The following is an 18,828-nucleotide window of genomic DNA, read 5'->3' as shown; positions in this document are numbered from 1 at the left end:
TAAATATGACTCATTTAAAAATAGGTGATAAAGCACCTGATTTTTCGGCAGTAGATCAAGCCGGAAATAAACATTCTCTGGTGGATTATAACGGCAAAAAACTTGTGGTTTTCTTTTATCCTGCGGCAAGTACTCCAAGTTGTACTATTGAAGTATGTAATTTAAGAGATAATTATGAGCGTTTTGAAAATGCCGGTTATTCTTTATTAGGAGTTAGTGGCGATACTAAGAAAAAGCAATCCAATTTTAAAATGAAAAATGAACTTCCTTTTCCTCTTTTAGCAGATGAAGATAAATCGGTTATCAATGCCTTTGGAGTTTGGGGACCAAAAAAGTTTATGGGACGTGAATTTGACGGTATTCACCGTACAACATTTGTAATTAATGAAAAAGGTAGTATCGAAGAAATCATCGAAAAAGTAAAAACCAAAGAACACGCCAATCAGATTTTAAAATAAAAAAAGACCACATTTCGTGGTCTTTTTTGTTATACTTTTTCTACAATTTTACTTTCATCGCAACCAAATAAGTGGTCGCGTTTTATCAGCTCGGCAATTCCCGGAGGCAGCATTTCTTCCCAGCCTGGTTGTCCTTTGCTAATCATTTTTAATACTTCGCGAGAGAAGATTTTTAAATGTGATTTATCAAAGTCAGTTATATCAATTACTTTTCCGTTATAAGCAAAGAATTTGTACAATTCTTTCATTCTAGGGTGTACTTTTAGATTTTGAGAAGTTAGAATTGTTCCATCTTCATCTTCCATTGGATATAAATACACTTTCATATCACGGTAGAATAACTTACCAAAAGCTTCTAATATTCCACCACTTAAATGACGATAGTATTTTTCGTCAAAAATATCAATCAAATTATTTACACCCATGGCTAATCCCATACGTTCTTTAGTATAATCTGAAAAATATTCAACTACTTTAAAATACTCCTGAAAGTTCGAAATCAATACCGTTTGTCCTAAAGAGCATAATAATTCGGCTCTATCGAGAAAATCTCTTTCGTCAATTTCTCCGTCAGAACGTAAGTTGGAAAGTGTAATTTCAAAAACTACCAAAGTGTTTTCTCTTTTTACTTTACTTTCCTGAAGGAACATTTGTAATGATTTCTCATACATATCCATGTTTACCTTTGTAACTGGGCGGAAACTTCCGCGAAGTGCAAGAATGTTCTTTTTGTATAAAACCTGGGCCGGTAATACGTTTTTACCTGTCGGGTCAAACATTACGGCATCAGTCATCCCGTTTTTAACCAATTGTAAACTCATCAAACGGTTGTCAACATCTTCAAAACGAGGTCCTGAAAAGTTTACAGTATCAATTTCTAATTGGTCTTTATCGATATGATCATATAAATAACGTAATAAACGTTTAGGGTCATTGTATTTGTAAAAAGCACCATAAATCAAGTTTACCCCTAATTTACCTAGAGTTTCTTGTTGTAATTTAGCATCAGTTTCTTTAAAACGAATGTGGATGATGATTTCATTATATGCTTCGTCCGGTTCTAACTGAAAAATGATACCTACCCATCCATGACCTTTGTATTGTTTTGCAAAATCGATAGTGGCTACCGTATTAGCATAACTGAAGAATAATTTATTAGGGTGTTTTTCACGTTTTAAACGTTGTTCAACAAGTTCGATTTCGTGTTGAAGCATTTTACGCAAACGACTTTCAGTAACATATCGTCCGTCATCTTCAATTCCGTAGATAGCATCACTAAAATCTTTATCGTAGGCACTCATTGCTTTTGCAATAGTTCCAGATGATCCTCCGGCTCTAAAAAAATGACGAACAGTTTCTTGTCCAGCACCAATTTCGGCAAAAGTTCCGTAGATGTTTTCGTTAAGATTGATTCTTAGGGCTTTATCACCAATCGAAGGGATTTGTTCGATATCTCTATCGCCTTTTAATCTAATTTCGTTTTCCAGATTTTTCATCTCCATAATTAAATACGTTGCAAAGGTAATAAAAGCTTATTTTTAATCAAATAATATTTATTTTTGTCAAAAAGCATTTTTAATTGAAAATATACTTTTTAGGTACCGGTACTTCACAAGGAATTCCTGTAATAGGAAGCACAGATCCTGTTTGTTTAAGTCAAGACCCAAAAGATAAACGTTTACGTGTATCAGTTTGGGTACAATGGGACAATCATTCGTTTGTGATTGACTGTGGTCCCGACTTCCGTCAGCAAATGCTTCAATCAAATTGTCCCAAAATTGATGCCATAATTTTTACGCATGAACATGCCGACCATACTGCGGGCTTGGATGATATACGTCCTTTCTTTTTCAGACAAGGAAATATTCCTATTTATGCGCATAATCGTGTGCTGAAGAATTTGGAAAAACGTTTTGATTATATTTTTGAAACAGAAAATAAATATCCAGGGGCACCGGGAGTAGATGCGAGGGAAGTAATAAACGATGCAGTTATTGCATTTGATGATAAACAAATCATCCCAATTAACGTCTGGCATGGTGATTTGCAGGTTTTTGGATATCGTTTTGGAGATTTTGCTTATTTAACCGATGTGAAAACAGTTGATGAAACTGAGTTTGTAAAATTGAAAGATTTAGAGGTTTTGGTTGTGAATGCTTTACGCGATGATCCGCATGCTACCCATTTTAATTTAGAAGAGGCTTTAGCGTTTATTAATTTGGTTAAACCTAAAAAAGCTTATTTAACCCACATTAGTCATACTTTTGGTTTTCATGAAGAAATTCAGGATCGATTACCAGACAATGTTTTTGTTGCTTATGATAATTTAGAAATTACTATATAACTATGAAGAAGTTACTTTTATACGGATTTATTTTTTCTGTTTTGATGAATATTTTTCAGTTGATGTATTCAACTAAAAAGTTTAATCATGATAATGAAACCAATGAAAAATACAAAGCAAAAATCAAAGATTCAATTGCTAAGATTGTTGCTGAAAAAGAAGAAGGAGATTATTTTTCGTTAGCTCACAATGATAAAGCGATTGATTATCTGGAAGGTTATGATGTAAATAAATTGATGCCTCAAATTAAGGAACAATTATTAGAATACAATAATAACCCTAAAGGGAATTCATTAATTTCGTATGAAGGAATGTCTATTAATAAAGTACGTTTTTTAAATCACCGTTGGATTATTGCTGATTTTACAGGGCCAAGTGGATGGGGAGAAGTAATCTTTAAATATTTTATTGAGAAAGATGGTAAAATAACTTTTGAACCAGCTGAAATTTTAATGTACCCACAGAATTAAGAAAAATATTTTATAAATAAAGATAAACCCTGACAGATATAATCGGTCAGGGTTTATTGTTTTAACTGTAAAATGGCTATTACTTTCCGGTTTCAATAAAGTTTACTGCACGTTCTAAAACTTCGTCTCTTCCTTCTTGTATGCCTTTAATTGTAGGTTTGATTTCAATGTCAGGAATAATTCCAACTCGTTGTGTTTCGCGTTTATCAGGATAATAAACTCCTAACCCTGAAAAAGACGTATGCAATGCAGGCATATAATCAAGACTTGTAACGTTACCATCTGCACCGGCAGTTTGGCTTCCTATAATTGTGATATTTCCAGCAGTTTGAAAGCACATAGCTGTCCATTCTGACTGACTTAAAGATTCTTCGTTGAGTAAAACAACCACTTTTCCTTTGTAATTATTTTTGTTTTGTGTGCCTGAACTTGAACCTTGATCATCCCATCTAAATCTTCCGGGGTAATTTAAAATAGGTCTTGTGTAAATGGCAAACTTTTTTTCTTCAGAGTTTAAGAAGTTTGATATACCTTCATAAGTTCCATTAGGGTAATTTCGGAGGTCAAAAATTATAGCTTTTGAAGCATTTAACTTTTCAATCATATTGGGGATGTCTTGAACTTTTAAGACCTCCATATTTACATATCCAATATTGTTTGAAAGAATTTTGAATTTTTCTTTTTTTGCTGAGTAGCCTTTTTGATGAGTTAATACATATCTATTTGAATCATAGTCAACCCAATTAATGTTTTTTGTAATGGTTTTATTGTCAACTAAAAATTCAAGTTTTATGTTTTCTTCACTCCCTGATAAAATTGGTTCAACAATATCGTGTAAAAATCTTGATTCATTTGAGGTACAAATTAAATTTTTGTTTTCTGCGATATGATCGGCTATTTTTTTGTCATTTATTTTGGTGATTACATCTCCAACTTTGACTGCATAATTTTCAGTGATATGAGGATTTAATATTTCTGTAACTATCAGTTTTTCATCAATTATTTTACCAAATATTGGCAAATAATAGAAGGAAGTATTTCTACGATATTTAACAAATACATTATGTGAATCGTCAATTTTAGCAGTCAGTTTCTGCATTGCCAAATAAAATTGATCATCATTTTGTTCGACAATAAAATCAGGAAGCATTTTTTCTAAAGTTACATCCCATTTTTGATCCATTAGATATTTATATGGAAAGAAATACTCGATAATGTTCCAATAGGTAAATATTGCTAAAAGCCTTAAGTTTTTATTATAATTGTAAATTTTTGGAAAGTCTTCGTTTTTGACAAATATATTTTGAGCTCGTAAATAACCCACATAATATTGGTCTCCCTGAAATCTGTTTTTTTCAATGAACCTTAATTTTTCGGAGAAATTTTTAGAAAATAATTTAGTCTTATTAATCCAAGATAAATCAAAGTTTTTATCAAAATATTTGATGGTGTCGCTTTCTATGATAGGCTCAACTTTTTTTATTTCTCCCAAAGAATTTATCCAGTTTTCTAAAACAGAAGAAAACTCTTCTTTTGTCTTAGCTTGTTCAATTTTGGGTAAAACTTCTGTCAATTGGTTTCTCCAGTCAAAATCACCTTTAGCTACATTAGGATGATAATATTTTAGGAATCCCCAAACTTTACAAGTCGCTGTTAATTTTTCAGTTTGATTGAGCTCCTTTTGACTAAAAGTTATTTGGTAGAATACAAGTAATAAAAGTAAAATAATTCTTTCCATGGTTAAGTTAGTTTAGTTTGAAATTTTATTGTCTAAATATGCGAAAAAAAAAGGGTTTGAAAATGATTTTCTATTTTCAAACCCTTTTTTTTATTTATAAATAACTTTTATTTAGTCTCCTCTAACCAATTTCTAAAATCATAGAAATTTTGTGGTGCTACTCCATGTCCAACGGGGTATTCTTTATAGATATTTTTTATGCCTAAACTATCTAAAGTAGGTTTTGCTTTACGAGCCCATTCCACAGGAACTACCTGATCGGCATTGCCATGTGAGGCAAATATTTGAAGATTTGAAAAATCGTTTTCTTGATAATTTTCTATTGCGATATCTTCATTAAAATAACCACTCATTCCTACAATACGCTGTACTTTTTGAGGGTATGAAAGTGCTACAGAATAACTCAAAATGCATCCTTGGCTAAAACCAATTAATGTTACTTTTTCAACATCAATAGGATAATTTGCAACCAATTCATCTATAAATTGAACAATCAAATCACGGGAAGTTCTGGCTTGGTCTAAATCAGAAAACTTCTTTTCATCGGCATCAAAGTTGATTGCATACCAAGCATAAGCACCGTGCATTAAGCTATAAGGTGCTCTGGCAGAAATTACATAATATTCCTCAGGTAATTCGCTGGCAAACGAAAATAAATCTTCTTCGTTACTGCCATAACCGTGAAGTAATACTAATAAAGGATTTTTTTCTTGTTTAATTTTAGGTTCTCTTACGAGATGATATAATGATAATTCCATTAATTATAAGCTTTTAAATATTTTTTGATACCATTCTCCCACTAATGGAACAATTTTATACTCACCATTTAAAGCCCCAATAAATCCGAATAACCATAAAATAAATATAAAAGTCCAATAAGCAGTTGTTATCATCCAGCTATCAAAGTATCCAATGAAGTACCCTAAGGCAAAATAAGTCAAATGAATTCCTAATGCCTGACGGATGTGAAAAGAAGCGAATGCATTTTTCTTTTCACTATTTATTAAAATTGTTACAATAGTTCCAATAATGGTTATATATGAACCTATTGCCATGTTTTTTCCTTCCTGAATTTCGGTTAAGTTTTGCATATTATTTAATTTAAATTCATTTGATTGTTATTGATTGTTCCATAGATTTTCCCTTTCATTTTTGTACCTATGAAAGCGGAGTTTTTGGATTTTGATAAGATGTTTGTTTCTTCAAAAATCCAATCACCGTCAGTTGAAAAGAGTGTCAAATTTGCTTTGTCACCTTCTGCAACTGATGTGTTTTCTAATTCAAATATTGTTCTTCCCGAAGTTAGTTTCTCTACGATAATTTCTGTTGGTAAGATAGTTTGTAATGCCCCGAAAGCACTTTCTAAACCAATAGTTCCGTTTTTAGCCAAATCAAACTCTAGTTTTTTATGTTCAATATCGATAGGATTATGGTCAGAAGTGATGCAGTCTATTGTTCCGTCTAAAACAGCATCAATTAGAGCTTTTCTATCAGCTTCCGTTCGTATTGGAGGCATAACTCTATAATTACTGTCAAATCCGTTTAAAACTTCATCAGTGAAAATTAAATGATGTACCGAAATACTGCATGTAATATTCAATCCTTTGGCTTTAGCTTCTCTAATCAAATCAATTGATTTCGCAGATGAAACAGTTGGGATGTGTAATTTTCCTCCTGTGTATTCTAAAATGAAAAGATTTCTTGCGATAATTAAGTCTTCTGCGAGTGAAGCAATTCCTTTTAAACCCAATTGCGTTGAAGTGATACCTTCGTTCACTATTCCTTTTCCTTTTATGGTGTTATCCATCGAAAACGCGATTACTTTTCCGCCAAAATCTTGTGTGTATTGTAAAGCTACTTTCAATAAATTGGCATTGTCTAAACTTTTGTTGTAATCGCCAAAAGCAACTGCTCCAGCATTTTTCATATCCAAAAGCTCGGCTAGAGCTATACCTTCACTATTGCTTGTCAAAGCACCAATAGGAAATAAATCGGTAACTGAATTTTGCGCTTTTTGTTTTACAAAATGTATTTGTGATTGATTGTCTAAAACAGGCGACGTATTAGGTTGCAAAGCAATTCCTGTAAAGCCTGATTTAGAGGCAACCTGTAATCCATTAGTAATTGTTTCTCTGTCTTCGTAACCAGGTTCCCCTAATGAAACGCTGATGTCAAACCAACCAGAAGAAACGTGTAAATTGTCCAACTTAATTTCTTGATAATCGCCTGAAGGTTGAAGATTTGTTCCAATTTTTTCAATCGTTCCGTTGCTGATCTGAATATCGGCAATTTGATTGTTTAAGGGATTGTTTTTCTCAATAATTCGGGCGTTTTTGATAATTAAGTTCATTTTACAAATTTTTGAATGAGCAATTCTATAATGAAAAACAGTAAGGCAAAAATAAGAAACCATTTCCAGACTTGATTGTCGGTTCTTTCAATTTGGATGGTTTCAAAAAATTTATCGAGACTGTCTATTTGATTAATATTGTCTAAACTTTCGTCACTTGGTTTAGTTAGTTGGCTTTCTTTTCTGTCAAAATTAAAGCTTAAGCTACCAACAGATTTTTTGTTTTGTATGATGTTGAAATTTCCAGCTTTCTTAGGATTATCACCACAACTCATTTTGATTTTATCATCCATGATTTGTTGCATTGGGATAAAATCACTGTCTTCATTCGCTACGGAAACAACTTCATCTTTGCTGACCTGAGCGTTTACTAAAATAGGTTTGTTTTGACCAATCGTTTGGTATTGAACACCGTTTTTGTCATTGGAGATTCCCATTTTGTAAAATGTAGGAACAATTAAGGGTGAGTTTTGAAAATTTGAATTTTCTTTGTTGACTGGTGCAGAAAAAACATACACAGCCCCTGAATTTTTATAAATAGTATTTAAAAATCCAGTTTGGTCTTCATAGGAAATAGCTTGTGATATGCCAGATTTTAAAGAAAAACTTTGTTTTACGGATGGATATTGAAAATTGCTGATTTTCTTTTCAAAGACATTTGAAAACAAAGGATTTGAAAAGTTTATTTTTGTGATTTTCTTTTCTTGATTTTGTAGATTAACAAACTGAATACCTCCAAAATTGTTTAAAAACGCATTCAAATTTGTAATTTCATTTTTCTCCGAAGGAATTATCGTAAGACTACCACCTTTTTCGACAAATTTCTTCAGGTTAGTATGCATGGCCAGTGGAATTGCTTCTAACTCGTTTAGAATAATACAGTCTTGTTTGTCAATTTGGCGATAATCAAGTGTGTTACTGGTAATATTTTGATAATTGAAATCAGGCTGTGTAAATATCCTTGCTAAGAAATTACTTTTTTCAGGCTGGCCTATGCTAAGTACATTGACAATTTTTGGTTTAGGAATCGCAAAATAAAAAGTATTGTCAAAAGCTAAACTATTGTCATTAAGTGAAACATAACCATTAAACTCATCCTTAGGGATTGTAAATTGGATGGTTTGTTTGCGTTGGTTTAATTTTAAAATTGCTTTGGCTACCAAATTGTTTTTGTTGTACATCGAAACCGGTATCGATTTCTCTTCTTCAAAGTTAGAAGAAACTGCTACGCCTATTTCATAAAAATTGTCCAAAGATTGCGCAATAAAGACACTGTCAATGGCTATGTTTTCGGTTTTTTCAGCTTCAGGTATTACAAAATACGTTTTGACATTTTCAGGAAGTTTGTCCAATGCCTGTGTCTTTAAACCTATAGCATCGGTTATAAAAACGATATCTTTTCCTTGATTACTATTGTGTGATTTGACTTTAGTCAATGCATTTTCAAGCGAAAAAGGAATTGGACTGTAACTTAATTTTTGTAAATCACGTTCGATAGAATTTTTAGTGGTGTTCCAAAAATCCTCATCGTTAGTAATTACAGACAGGTTAGCTTCTTCAGGAGCGGTTTCAAGTAATTCTTGTACGGCACGTTTTAATAACTCGCCTCGTTGTCCTTTTGCCTGCATGCTGAACGAATTGTCAAGAACCACAAAAAGCTGATTGTTTTTGTTATTGCTGTCAATAGCTTTAAAAAAAGGCTGCGTAAAGGCAAAAATCAAACAAGCCAATAAGAGTAGGCGGGTGGCAAGCAATAAATATTTCTTGATTTTAGAACTTTTGCGTGTTTGAACGGCAAGCTCTTTAAGTAGTTTTACATTAGTAAAATATTCTTTCTTAAATCGGCGTAATTGGAATAAATGCACTATTACTGGAATGGCCAGCAAAAACAGGAAATATAGAATTTCAGGATGTTTAAATTGCATTCAGTTGTAAAGTTTGTCAAAAATACAATTAAAGTTTAAAATTTTAAAGGTTTAAGAGTTTAATTTTGTTCTTTCTGGAAGCCAATTGAGCATTTTTAAAATTATTTCTTTATCGTTTTCTGAATTAGTCCAACCTCTTTTGTTATTCATTAGCTGAATTATTTTAGGATTATATACTTTTTTAATCCTCCAATTGGTAATATACTTCGATTTTATAATTATTGTCGCTAGTTTTTTTGTCTTTCTATGTCGGCCAATTACAATTATGTTTTCATATCCGTCTCCCCATTGTACTGGAAAACAATATACTTTTGTATTGGGAGAAAAATGCTTTGTACCAAATTTGATTTCTCCATTAATAATGTTTTTTTCAATAATATTCCCTATTAAGCACCAAATGAAAATTTCTTTGTCAATACTTTCGTTTTTTTGAAGCTCAGTTTTTTGGGAATTATATTTTAAATCGAATTCTTTTTGAGATTTTGAAAAGGTAAAAAGTTTAAATAATGATTTAAGCATTTCTTCTTTTACTTTTATAAAACTCCTTATCAGCAATATAAATCATTTTCGTTACCTCACAATAAACAGTATCACCTGATTTATTGGTTATGTAAGTTACTTTAGGATGCTCAATTTCTTTTTCCGTTTGAACTTTTTGAATGATCTCCTGAATTTCATCATCTGCAAATTCAAAAAGAGCATACACATGTTCACGTGCGGGACGCTTAAAACGGATTTGTGCCGATTTATCCCAAACGATATATTTTTCGTCCAATAAATACATCAGCTGTATCATAGGAATCGGATCAACAGCAGCAAATAAACTCCCTCCGAAAATAGAACCGACATAGTTCCTGTTTTTGTAGCTTAACGGAATTTTAACCCTGACTGTTCTTAAATCATCGGCAACATATTCAATTCTAGCTGTACTCTTCTGTACATTGGTGAAAGATTGAAGCCTACTTTAAATAAAGTAGACTGCTTCATGAACTTTCGGGCTATTTTTGAGAGTTGCTGGTACATGTTGAGTTTAAGAGTTTAGCTTTATAAAGACTATTTTTTCTTCTTTTTAGCGGCTCTTGCTTTTAAGATATTTCGGTTAACAGAGGTTCCTGTTTTTTTCTTTGTTTTGGAAGGACCGCCTAAATTCACTTTCTTGTTCTTTTCAGCTTTTTCGTGAAAAGCCTCACCTGAAGAGATCTTAGGTTTTTTAAGTAAATGTTTTACTTTTTGTTTTTCTTTTTCAGGTCCGATTAATTGCGTTGAAATTTCTACTTCGGCAGGAATTTCTAAAATAGGAATTTCAAGTTCCATTAATACTTCCGCTTCAATTTTAATGTCTTCTTCACGCGGTGCAATAAAACTTATAGCAGTTCCACTGGCATCCGCACGGCCTGTACGACCTATACGGTGAATGTACTGCTCAGGAATTTCGGCCATTTCAAAATTGATGACATGTGTAATTCCGGAAATATCCAAACCACGTGCCATTACATCTGAAGTAATGATTCCTTTTATTTCACCTCTTTGAAACGATGCCATAGTCAGCAAACGATAGTTTTGTGATTTATTGGAATGGATGATTCCAAATTGGTCCGGGAATTCAGCGTCAATTTTATCATGAAGCATATCCGCAATTTTTTTGTTGTTGACAAAAATTAAGATACGTTCCAATGATTCATCAGTACGCAAAAGATGTTTTAAAAGATTGACTTTAGTGTTGAAATTAGGAACATGATACGATAATTGTTCGATCTTTTCTAATGGAGTTCCGGATTTTGCTAAAGTAACTTCTTCCGGAAAATCAAAATAATCGTTCAGCATTTCATCAACTTCATCTGTCATCGTAGCCGAAAACAGAATGTTTTGACGCTTTGTTTTAAGCATTGATAGAATTGAGGTAATTTGAGTTCTGAATCCTAAATTAAGCATTTCATCAAATTCGTCAATTACTAACTTGGTAACTTCCTGTAGTGATAAAACACCATCAAGTGCTAAGTCCATTACACGACCCGGAGTACCTACTAAAACATCAATTCCTTGATATACCTGATTTTTTTGTGTATTGATATTTACACCACCATAAATGCCTAATGTTCTAACCGACATGAATTCGGTTAGTTTTTCAACTTCATCGACCACTTGAACTACTAGCTCTCTAGTAGGAACAAGGATCATGATTCTTGGATTGTAGGTGTTTACAAACTTATATTGCTTTAATAATGGTAATAAGTATGCAAAAGTTTTACCTGTACCGGTTTGAGCAATTCCCATTACATCACGACCAGACATGATAACGTTAAATGACTTTTCCTGAATAGGTGTAGGAGTTACAAACTTTAATTCGTCAAGTGCTTTTTGTAATGATTTTGGTAAATTAAATTGTTCAAATGATGACATGGTAGATAAATTTATGCAAAGGTATTGTTTTAAAGTCTAAATTTTGTCAATTTATTGTCGTTGTTGATTGAAAAAAAGGTTTTTTGATAAAAAATCGCTATATTGGACGTGTAAAATTTAAAGTATTCAGATGCCACAGAATAGCACAATACCGATGCATTTTTCAACAAAGCAGTTTGAAATACTTTTGAGTTTATACAAATCTTCATTTTCAAATTTTGCTTCATTAGAAAAACTACAAGAAACTATTGTTAAATCGATAGTTAAAGGTCTAGGTGTCAAAAGAGTTGGTATTTGGAGTTTTGAGGATGATGTTTTGCATTGTGAAAAACTTTTTGATGCCAACGAAAATGATTTCAAGGTAGAGGATGATTTATTTAAAGAAGACTTTCCAATTTATTTTGATGCGCTTCAAAAATATTTAGCCATTGCAATAGATAATGTTGCTGTTTCCCCATACACTTCAGAAATATTATTCAGCTATTTTGTTCCTAATGATATTAAGAGTATGCTGGACATACCTATTTGGACTAAAGGATTGCTTTCGGGGGTTTTGTGTTGTGAGCATGTTGAAATTAAAGAATGGTCAGAACAGGAGATTTCATTTGTTAGATCGATAGTAGATATCTATTCTTTGTTTTTTGAAGAATTCAAGAAAAGGCAAATTGAGAAAAAATTAATAGAAAATCAGGATCGTTTCAAATTTATTTCTGAAAATATTTCCGACGGGATTTATATAGTTGAAGATGATAAGTTGGTTTTTACTTCAAAAAGATACCTTGAAATGATAGGTATGACTGAAGAAGAGAAATTGAATTTTCATAACAGGGATATGTTTTATCTAGTGCATCCTGAAGATGTTGAAAAAGTAAAAGGAATTATCTATTCAGCCATAGAAAAGAAAAAACTTTCTATAAAATACCAGCATAGATGTAGGAGAAAAGATGGTTCTTATATGTGGCGGGAGGATATAATGAATATTCATTATGATTCTACAGGTCGTGCTTTTAGAGCTGTAACAATTGCCAGGGATATATCTCAGGAAAAAGAATTGGAAATTGAACTTGAAAAGAACAAGAAGATTTCAGATTTACAAAATAAACTACTTTTAAATTTATATTCTTCCCATATTGAGTTACCATTTGAAGAAAGGGTGAGAAATGTTATTGGTATTTCGGTTGAAGGATTGCGTTTGGGGAGGTCTAGTTATTGGGAAATTAAGAAGAAGAGATTGGTTTGTAAATCTCTTTTTGATTGCGTCGAGAATAAGTTTTTAGATGTAGAAACCTTGGATATAAGGTCTATTCCTAAATATATTAATACTGTTAATAGCCAATTAGCGCTTGTGGTTGATGATGTTTATTCAAATGATTCAACATCTGAATTGATTGATAGTTATTTTAAACCTCTTGGCATAACAGATACATTAGATGTACCTATCAGAGCAAACGGTAAATTTTTTGGCGTTTTGTGTTGTGAACATCGTGATGATCCAAGAGTATGGAGCGAAAATGATATTTCTTTTGCCAGAGCTTTAGCTGATTATTTAAGTCTTGCAATTGAAGAGGAAAAACGTAAAAAAGCCGAAAGAAAACTATCTGAGAATCAAAAAAAACTCGAGTTTATTTCTGAACATACGTCGGATGGTATCATGACACTTGAAAAAGGGCATATTACCTATGTTTCACCTGCTTTCTCAAAACTTTCCGGATATAAGCTGGATTTTGTCAATAAGCTGACTGTTGATGAGCTTTTTAGCTATATACACCCGGAAGATGTTGATGAAGTTAGAAGAATTGTATATGATAATTTAGATAAGAGGAAATCTCAATTCAGGTATGAATATCGTTTTTTGGGAACAGATGGGGATTATTATTGGCGAGAAGATTATATAAATGTAATCTATAGACAAAATTCAGATGATTATTCTAAATATATAATTACTTCCCGTGATATTGACCAAAGAAAAAAAATTGAAGAACAATTATTAGAAAGTACCAAACAGTTAAAATTAATCACTGAAAATACTTCTGATGGGGTTGCGGTAATTGAAGATGGTAAGTTAACCTATGTTTCACCTTCATTTTCCGATTTGCTGGGGTACAATAAAGAAACCTATACCAAAATGACAATGCAGGATATTTTTGCCTGTATGCACCTCGATGATGTAGAACGCGTTACGCAAACTGTTTATGGAGCATTAGCAAGACAGGAAAAAGAAATCAAATATGAACATAGGTTCAGGGGTGTAGATGGTACATATCATTGGCGTGAAGATTCTGCTAATGTAATCTATGATGAAAATGGTAAGTATACAAAGTACATTGTCATTACTCGTGATATCACAGAAAGAAAAGAGTCTGAAAACGAAAAGAATCGTCTTTATAAAATAACTCAAACACAAAACGAAAAGTTAATTAATTTTACTCATATTGTTTCTCATGATATTCGATCACATACAAGTAATTTGTCTATGATTTTAGATTTGTATGATGATACTAATAATTTAGAAGAACAAAGAGAATATTTTAAAATGCTAAAGCAAAGCACTAATAAATTGTCAGATACGATTTTCTTTTTGAATGAAACGGTTGCAGTGCAAAGTGGTATTAAAAATGAAAAAGCAATTCTTAATTTAAAAGAAGAAATTGAAAAAGCTTTAGTGGGTATTAATGCAGTAATTAGAACAAATGAAGCGCAAATTAATATTGCTGTTGATGATGCAATAGAAATAATAACCACGCAATCTTACCTTGAAAGTATTATTTTTAATTTGCTGACTAATGCTATAAAATATAAATCCCCACAAAGAAATCCTGTAGTAAATATAAGCGCTGTAAAAGAGGTGGGTGAAATAAAAATGATTATTGAGGATAATGGTAGAGGTATAGATTTAGATAAGTATAAAGATAAGGTCTTTGGGATGTACAAGACTTTTCATGGAAATCCTGATGCCGTAGGACTTGGATTATTTATGGTTAAAAACCATATTGAGTCTTTGGGAGGAAAGATTGAAGTTGAGAGTCAAGTTGATAAAGGAACAAAATTTACATTGCATTTTACATAGCCTATGATTGATATAAAGAAAACATATATTATTGACGATGACTCTATTTTTGTTTTTGTACTGAAAAAACTATTGGAGAAGCATCAAAATTTTGGAAAAGTAGTTGATTTTAAAAATGCTAATGATGCTTTAGAGCTTTTGTATGATAAAAATTCTGAACTTCCCTGTATCATCCTTTTGGATTTGAATATGCCAATGGTTGACGGATGGCAATTTTTAGATGAATTACAGTCTTCCCAAATATGCAATCAATTGAATGTTTTTGTGTTATCCTCGTCAATCGATACCAACGACATTGAAAAAGCTAAAAAGTATGAAGTGGTAAAAGATTTTATCTCAAAACCTATTAACCACGAAAAGCTGGATAAAATACTGGAATCACTGAATTAAATTAAAAACGCCATCTTTTAAAAGATGGCGTTTTTACTATTTATGGTAATCAAATTAGTTATTCAACATTACCGGCATTACAAGCATGGTAACTGTTTCACCTTCGTCTAAACCATCGGCCGGAGTTAAAATTCCAGCTCTGTTAGGCATAGACATTTCTAACTGAATCATATCACTTTGTAGGTTTGTCAGCATTTCCATTAAGAAACGTGAGTTAAAACCTATCTGCATATCGTCACCTTGATAATCACAAGTTAAACGCTCTTCAGCTTTGTTAGAGTAGTCAATATCTTCTGCAGAAATATTCAATTCAGCACCAGCAATTTTTAATCTGATTTGGTGTGTAGTCTTATTAGAGAAAATAGAAACACGACGAACTGAACTCAAAAATTGTGTTCTGTCGATCAATAATTTATTTGGATTCTCTTTAGGGATTACTGCTTCATAATTAGGATATTTTCCATCGATTAAACGACAAGTCAATACATAATTATCAAAAGAGAAAGTTGCGTTAGCATCGTTATATTCTATAGTAACTTCCGCGTCAGATGCTGCTAAAATACCTTTTAAAATGGTTAAAGGTTTTCTTGGCATAATAAAATCTGCAACTTGAGAAGCTTTTACATCTGTACGGGCATATTTAACCAACTTGTGTGCATCTGTAGCTACAAAAATTAATCCTTCCGGTGAAAATTGAAAGAATACTCCGCTCATTACCGGACGTAAATCGTCATTTCCTGCAGCAAAAATTGTTTTACTAACAGCTGTAGATAAAACTTCGGCAGGAACTAATGTTTTTGAAGGATCTTCAAGAACAACAGCCTTAGGGAATTCTTCTCCCGGAGCATATGCAAGTGCATATTTTCCTGATTGAGAGCTGATTTCAATAGTGTTGTTTTCTTCAACTGTGAACGTTAATGGTTGTTCAGGGAACGTTTTTAAAATTTCTAATAATAACTTAGCCGGAACTGCAACACTTCCTTCACTTGTTGAATCAATATTTAAAGTTGCTGACATCGTAGTTTCTAGATCAGATGCAGAAACTACAAGTTGCTCTTGTTTTAATTCAAATAAAAAGTTATCTAAAATAGGTAAAGTGTTACTACTGTTAATAACACTACCTAAAACTTGTAATTGTTTTAATAAATAAGAACTCGATACAATAAATTTCATTGGTCTCTATTTAAAATATTACCTATTTACATAGGATTTTTAATGTGTTACAAATATATCGCAAAGCAATTAGTTTTTGAAATATTTTTTTCAACAACTATCTTGCAAATCGACGTTTTCTGAAGTAGTTTATTACAATTCCGAATATTCCTAAAATCACTAAAGGAAGTCCAATAGTCAGGAATTGCGTATATGTATACTCTTCGTGAACTTTTTCCTGGTCTAATAATGGTAAATCTACTTCTTTGCCTCGAATGTTAATAAGTCCGTTGTCATCTAATAAAAAGTTAACACAATTCATTAAAAATTCTTTGTTGGCATACAACTGATTGGTCCATTTGTCAAAACCAAGTTCCATTGGCTGACCTTTATCATCCAATTGGTTTTTGATGATATCTCCATCAGAAACAATAATCATTTTAGAGGATTTTCCAACAGCTTTAAAATCGTTTGTTTTAAAAGCTAATACGCGATTCTCAAAAACCGAATGGAATTGTCCTTCCAACAAAATACTTACCGGAAAATTACCTGGAGTATAATCTTTTGCCTCTGGTTTTTCATTTACCATTTCAAGATTCACTTCAACAGGAGTTCCTATTTTTCTTGAATAGGGTGATGATTTCAATAAAACTGTTTTTTTAATTCCGTTTTTAAGTGTGTCTATAGGGTTGGTAAATTCAAATTTTATTCCGTCAATATTGTTTACAATTGGGTGTTTACTTTCTGTAAATACAAACGGAGAATATAACCATGGATAGTTTTGATATTGTGTTTCACTTCCTCTTTTTCCTGTAGCAAGAGCAATAGGAACAGATTGCATGTCTTTAATCAAAACAGGATTAATTCGAAAACCGTATTTAAAAAACATGTCGTTCAATCCTAAATCCATTGGAAAAGCTAAAGTACTTCCTGTTTGATTTAGGTTTTCCATATCCATGTTTACAGCATCAACCAGCCAAAGTGTTTTTCCGCCGTTGATAATAAATTGGTCTAAAACTTGTTTCTCAACATCAGAGAAAGCAGATTTTGGCTTAGCTATAATGGCTAAATCGAAAGTTTTTAATGCTTTCTCAAATAATTGCGGATTTGTTTTTACCGAATCTAAAGGGAATGGAGCAATGAAATAATTGTCACGTACCGTTTGAAGAAAATCGGCCTTAAATACATCAGGAAGTTCATTTTTACCCTTTATAACAGCGATTTTTTTCTTTTTAGGAGTCGTTATTTTATGAAGACCATCAGCAAAAGCATATTCTAAATGTTGTACAGAACTGATGACTTTTTCTTCAGTTGTTGCTCCCATTTTGTTTTTCAGTAATGGAATTTTAGTGCTTTTATTTTTATAAGTTGCAATTGCCCAAGGATAAACAACTTCTTGTGATTGTTTTCCTTTGTCGTCAACTGAAATCTTAATGGGAGTAAGTCCTCGTTCGTAAAACTGTTGCATGATGGCATCAGCTTCATCAGGATTTTCAAGTGGATTTACAAACTGAAAAACGATATTAGAATTATAAGCCTTTAATTCTTCTAACATTTGTTTGGTTTCCGATTGTAATTTTTTGAATTGTCCCGGGAAATTTCCTTCTAAGAAAACATCTATATACAATGGTTCTTTAGTATTTTTTAAAATATCTAAAGTAGTTTCAGACAATGTATAACGTTTGTCCTGCGTTAAGTCAAAACGTTTAAAAATATAATTGCTTATAACATTCAGTACAATCAAACCGATGATAAGACCAATGAATTTTTTAAAAGTACTTTTCATCTTATTTTTTGTATTTTTTTAAGTTTAAAACAGTCATTGAAACAAAAAGAGTGATGATGCTTAAAAAGTATATGATATCTCTCGTGTCAATTACACCACGACTCATGCTTTTGTAGTGATAATCAATTCCTAATGAAGAAATAACATTGTTGAAGTCACCCCAAAAATCTAAGGTAGAAATTCCTTGAAATCCAAAATACAGTAAAAAACACAGCAATACTGAAAGTAAAAAGGCAACAATTTGATTGTCTGATAGTGAAGAAGTGTATATCCCGACAGCTGTATAGGCTCCCATTAAAAACAATAACCCAAAATAAGAACCAATAGTACTTCCAAAATCAAGGTTTCCTTCGGGTAATCCTAAATCATAAATGATTTTTACATAAACCAGTGTTGGTATAATTGCAATGATTAATAGAAAAAATGAACCTAAAAATTTACCTCCTGTAATTTCTAAAAGGCTCATAGGCTTTGTTAAAAGCAATTCCATTGTGCCTTGTTTTTTTTCATCAGCAAAACTGCGCATGGTTACTGCTGGAATTAAAAACAATAATATCCATGGTGCAATGGTAAAAAAAGGTGTTAAATCAGCAAAACCTGAATTAAGTATGTTGTAATCACCTTCAAAAACCCATAAAAACAATCCTGTTAAGAGTAAAAAAATAGCAATTACAAGATAACCTATAGGTGAACCAAAAAAGGAACGAAATTCTTTTAATAATATGGCTTTCATATTTTGAGTTTAAAG

General features: G+C 32.0%; 17 protein-coding genes. 5 read left to right on the top strand and 12 right to left on the bottom strand.

Annotated elements, in window-relative coordinates; all coding sequences use genetic code 11:
• Nucleotides 1-5: 5 nt before the first annotated feature.
• Nucleotides 6-458, top strand: coding sequence for a thioredoxin-dependent thiol peroxidase (gene bcp / locus EZM65_RS01770; RefSeq protein WP_136666799.1), 453 nt, complete (start codon nucleotides 6-8; stop codon nucleotides 456-458).
• A 29-nt stretch (nucleotides 459-487) separates the two neighbouring features.
• Here the strand turns inward: bcp and EZM65_RS01765 are convergent, their stop codons facing one another.
• Nucleotides 488-1,954: a TonB-dependent receptor gene (locus tag EZM65_RS01765; RefSeq protein ID WP_136666798.1), complete on the bottom strand. Its 1,467-nt coding sequence runs from the start codon at nucleotides 1,952-1,954 to the stop codon at nucleotides 488-490.
• A gap of 83 nt (nucleotides 1,955-2,037) precedes the next feature.
• Between EZM65_RS01765 and EZM65_RS01760 the strand changes: the two genes are divergently transcribed.
• Together EZM65_RS01760 and EZM65_RS01755 are read left to right on the top strand one after the other, a co-directional pair.
• Nucleotides 2,038-2,802: an MBL fold metallo-hydrolase gene (locus tag EZM65_RS01760; protein WP_136666797.1), complete on the top strand. Its 765-nt coding sequence runs from the start codon at nucleotides 2,038-2,040 to the stop codon at nucleotides 2,800-2,802.
• A gap of 2 nt (nucleotides 2,803-2,804) precedes the next feature.
• Nucleotides 2,805-3,272, top strand: coding sequence for a hypothetical protein (locus EZM65_RS01755; RefSeq protein ID WP_136666796.1), 468 nt, complete (start codon nucleotides 2,805-2,807; stop codon nucleotides 3,270-3,272).
• A gap of 79 nt (nucleotides 3,273-3,351) precedes the next feature.
• Here EZM65_RS01755 and EZM65_RS01750 read toward each other — a convergent pair whose 3' ends face one another.
• The 8 genes from EZM65_RS01750 to EZM65_RS01715 all read right to left on the bottom strand — a co-directional run bounded on the left by EZM65_RS01750 (nucleotide 3,352) and on the right by EZM65_RS01715 (nucleotide 11,685).
• A complete protein-coding gene (locus tag EZM65_RS01750; protein ID WP_136666795.1) occupies nucleotides 3,352-5,010 on the bottom strand; it encodes a S41 family peptidase in 1,659 nt (552 codons plus the stop codon).
• 107 nt (nucleotides 5,011-5,117) lie between these two features.
• The gene (locus EZM65_RS01745) at nucleotides 5,118-5,768 is read right to left on the bottom strand and encodes an alpha/beta hydrolase (RefSeq protein ID WP_136666794.1); all 651 of its coding nucleotides are present in this window, start codon (nucleotides 5,766-5,768) and stop codon (nucleotides 5,118-5,120) included.
• Nucleotides 5,769-5,771: 3 nt separating this feature from the next.
• A complete protein-coding gene (locus EZM65_RS01740) occupies nucleotides 5,772-6,101 on the bottom strand; it encodes a DUF4870 domain-containing protein (protein ID WP_136666793.1) in 330 nt (109 codons plus the stop codon).
• A gap of 5 nt (nucleotides 6,102-6,106) precedes the next feature.
• The gene (locus EZM65_RS01735) at nucleotides 6,107-7,360 is read right to left on the bottom strand and encodes a dihydroorotase family protein (protein WP_136666792.1); all 1,254 of its coding nucleotides are present in this window, start codon (nucleotides 7,358-7,360) and stop codon (nucleotides 6,107-6,109) included.
• Nucleotides 7,357-9,285 (bottom strand): BatA and WFA domain-containing protein, encoded by a 1,929-nt coding sequence (locus EZM65_RS01730; RefSeq protein ID WP_136666791.1) that lies wholly within the window; start codon nucleotides 9,283-9,285, stop codon nucleotides 7,357-7,359. The genes EZM65_RS01735 and EZM65_RS01730 overlap by 4 nt, the downstream gene beginning before the upstream one ends.
• Before the next feature lie 51 nt (nucleotides 9,286-9,336).
• Nucleotides 9,337-9,804, bottom strand: a complete 468-nt coding sequence (locus EZM65_RS01725; protein ID WP_136666790.1) for a hypothetical protein — start codon at nucleotides 9,802-9,804, stop codon at nucleotides 9,337-9,339.
• Nucleotides 9,797-10,162, bottom strand: coding sequence for a PaaI family thioesterase (locus EZM65_RS01720; RefSeq protein WP_248574817.1), 366 nt, complete (start codon nucleotides 10,160-10,162; stop codon nucleotides 9,797-9,799). The genes EZM65_RS01725 and EZM65_RS01720 overlap by 8 nt, the downstream gene beginning before the upstream one ends.
• A 176-nt stretch (nucleotides 10,163-10,338) precedes the next feature.
• Nucleotides 10,339-11,685: a DEAD/DEAH box helicase gene (locus EZM65_RS01715; RefSeq protein WP_136666789.1), complete on the bottom strand. Its 1,347-nt coding sequence runs from the start codon at nucleotides 11,683-11,685 to the stop codon at nucleotides 10,339-10,341.
• 154 nt (nucleotides 11,686-11,839) lie between these two features.
• Between EZM65_RS01715 and EZM65_RS01710 the strand changes: the two genes are divergently transcribed.
• On the top strand, nucleotides 11,840-14,752 hold the full coding sequence (locus tag EZM65_RS01710; RefSeq protein WP_169051614.1) for a PAS domain S-box protein: 2,913 nt from the start codon (nucleotides 11,840-11,842) through the stop codon (nucleotides 14,750-14,752).
• Between the two features lie 3 nt (nucleotides 14,753-14,755).
• Entirely contained in the window at nucleotides 14,756-15,142 is a 387-nt protein-coding gene (locus tag EZM65_RS01705) for a two-component system response regulator (protein WP_136666787.1), read from the top strand.
• Nucleotides 15,143-15,196: 54 nt separating this feature from the next.
• Here EZM65_RS01705 and dnaN read toward each other — a convergent pair whose 3' ends face one another.
• The 3 genes from dnaN to gldF all read right to left on the bottom strand — a co-directional run bounded on the left by dnaN (nucleotide 15,197) and on the right by gldF (nucleotide 18,813).
• Entirely contained in the window at nucleotides 15,197-16,315 is a 1,119-nt protein-coding gene (gene dnaN / locus EZM65_RS01700; RefSeq protein ID WP_136666786.1) for a DNA polymerase III subunit beta, read from the bottom strand.
• A gap of 97 nt (nucleotides 16,316-16,412) precedes the next feature.
• The gene (gldG, locus tag EZM65_RS01695; protein WP_136666785.1) at nucleotides 16,413-18,080 is read right to left on the bottom strand and encodes a gliding motility-associated ABC transporter substrate-binding protein GldG; all 1,668 of its coding nucleotides are present in this window, start codon (nucleotides 18,078-18,080) and stop codon (nucleotides 16,413-16,415) included.
• 1 nt (nucleotide 18,081) lies between these two features.
• Entirely contained in the window at nucleotides 18,082-18,813 is a 732-nt protein-coding gene (gldF, locus tag EZM65_RS01690; protein WP_136666784.1) for a gliding motility-associated ABC transporter permease subunit GldF, read from the bottom strand.
• Nucleotides 18,814-18,828: the final 15 nt, after the last annotated feature.

Source organism: Flavobacterium sp. H122, assembly GCF_004959765.1.
In the GTDB taxonomy this organism is placed as follows: domain Bacteria; phylum Bacteroidota; class Bacteroidia; order Flavobacteriales; family Flavobacteriaceae; genus Flavobacterium.
This window is presented reverse-complemented; position numbering and strand designations above follow the sequence as displayed.

Bases quoted from the DNA above. Each gene is read 5' to 3' on its own strand.
- bcp (WP_136666799.1), top strand. From the start codon at position 6: ATGACTCATTTAAAAATAGGTGATAAAGCACCTGATTTTTCGGCAGTA.
- EZM65_RS01765 (WP_136666798.1), bottom strand. From the start codon at position 1,954: ATGAAAAATCTGGAAAACGAAATTAGATTAAAAGGCGATAGAGATATC.
- EZM65_RS01755 (WP_136666796.1), top strand. From the start codon at position 2,805: ATGAAGAAGTTACTTTTATACGGATTTATTTTTTCTGTTTTGATGAAT.
- EZM65_RS01750 (WP_136666795.1), bottom strand. From the start codon at position 5,010: ATGGAAAGAATTATTTTACTTTTATTACTTGTATTCTACCAAATAACT.
- EZM65_RS01745 (WP_136666794.1), bottom strand. From the start codon at position 5,768: ATGGAATTATCATTATATCATCTCGTAAGAGAACCTAAAATTAAACAA.
- EZM65_RS01740 (WP_136666793.1), bottom strand. From the start codon at position 6,101: ATGCAAAACTTAACCGAAATTCAGGAAGGAAAAAACATGGCAATAGGT.
- EZM65_RS01735 (WP_136666792.1), bottom strand. From the start codon at position 7,360: ATGAACTTAATTATCAAAAACGCCCGAATTATTGAGAAAAACAATCCC.
- EZM65_RS01730 (WP_136666791.1), bottom strand. From the start codon at position 9,285: ATGCAATTTAAACATCCTGAAATTCTATATTTCCTGTTTTTGCTGGCC.
- EZM65_RS01725 (WP_136666790.1), bottom strand. From the start codon at position 9,804: ATGCTTAAATCATTATTTAAACTTTTTACCTTTTCAAAATCTCAAAAA.
- EZM65_RS01715 (WP_136666789.1), bottom strand. From the start codon at position 11,685: ATGTCATCATTTGAACAATTTAATTTACCAAAATCATTACAAAAAGCA.
- EZM65_RS01710 (WP_169051614.1), top strand. From the start codon at position 11,840: ATGCATTTTTCAACAAAGCAGTTTGAAATACTTTTGAGTTTATACAAA.
- EZM65_RS01705 (WP_136666787.1), top strand. From the start codon at position 14,756: ATGATTGATATAAAGAAAACATATATTATTGACGATGACTCTATTTTT.
- dnaN (WP_136666786.1), bottom strand. From the start codon at position 16,315: ATGAAATTTATTGTATCGAGTTCTTATTTATTAAAACAATTACAAGTT.
- gldG (WP_136666785.1), bottom strand. From the start codon at position 18,080: ATGAAAAGTACTTTTAAAAAATTCATTGGTCTTATCATCGGTTTGATT.
- gldF (WP_136666784.1), bottom strand. From the start codon at position 18,813: ATGAAAGCCATATTATTAAAAGAATTTCGTTCCTTTTTTGGTTCACCT.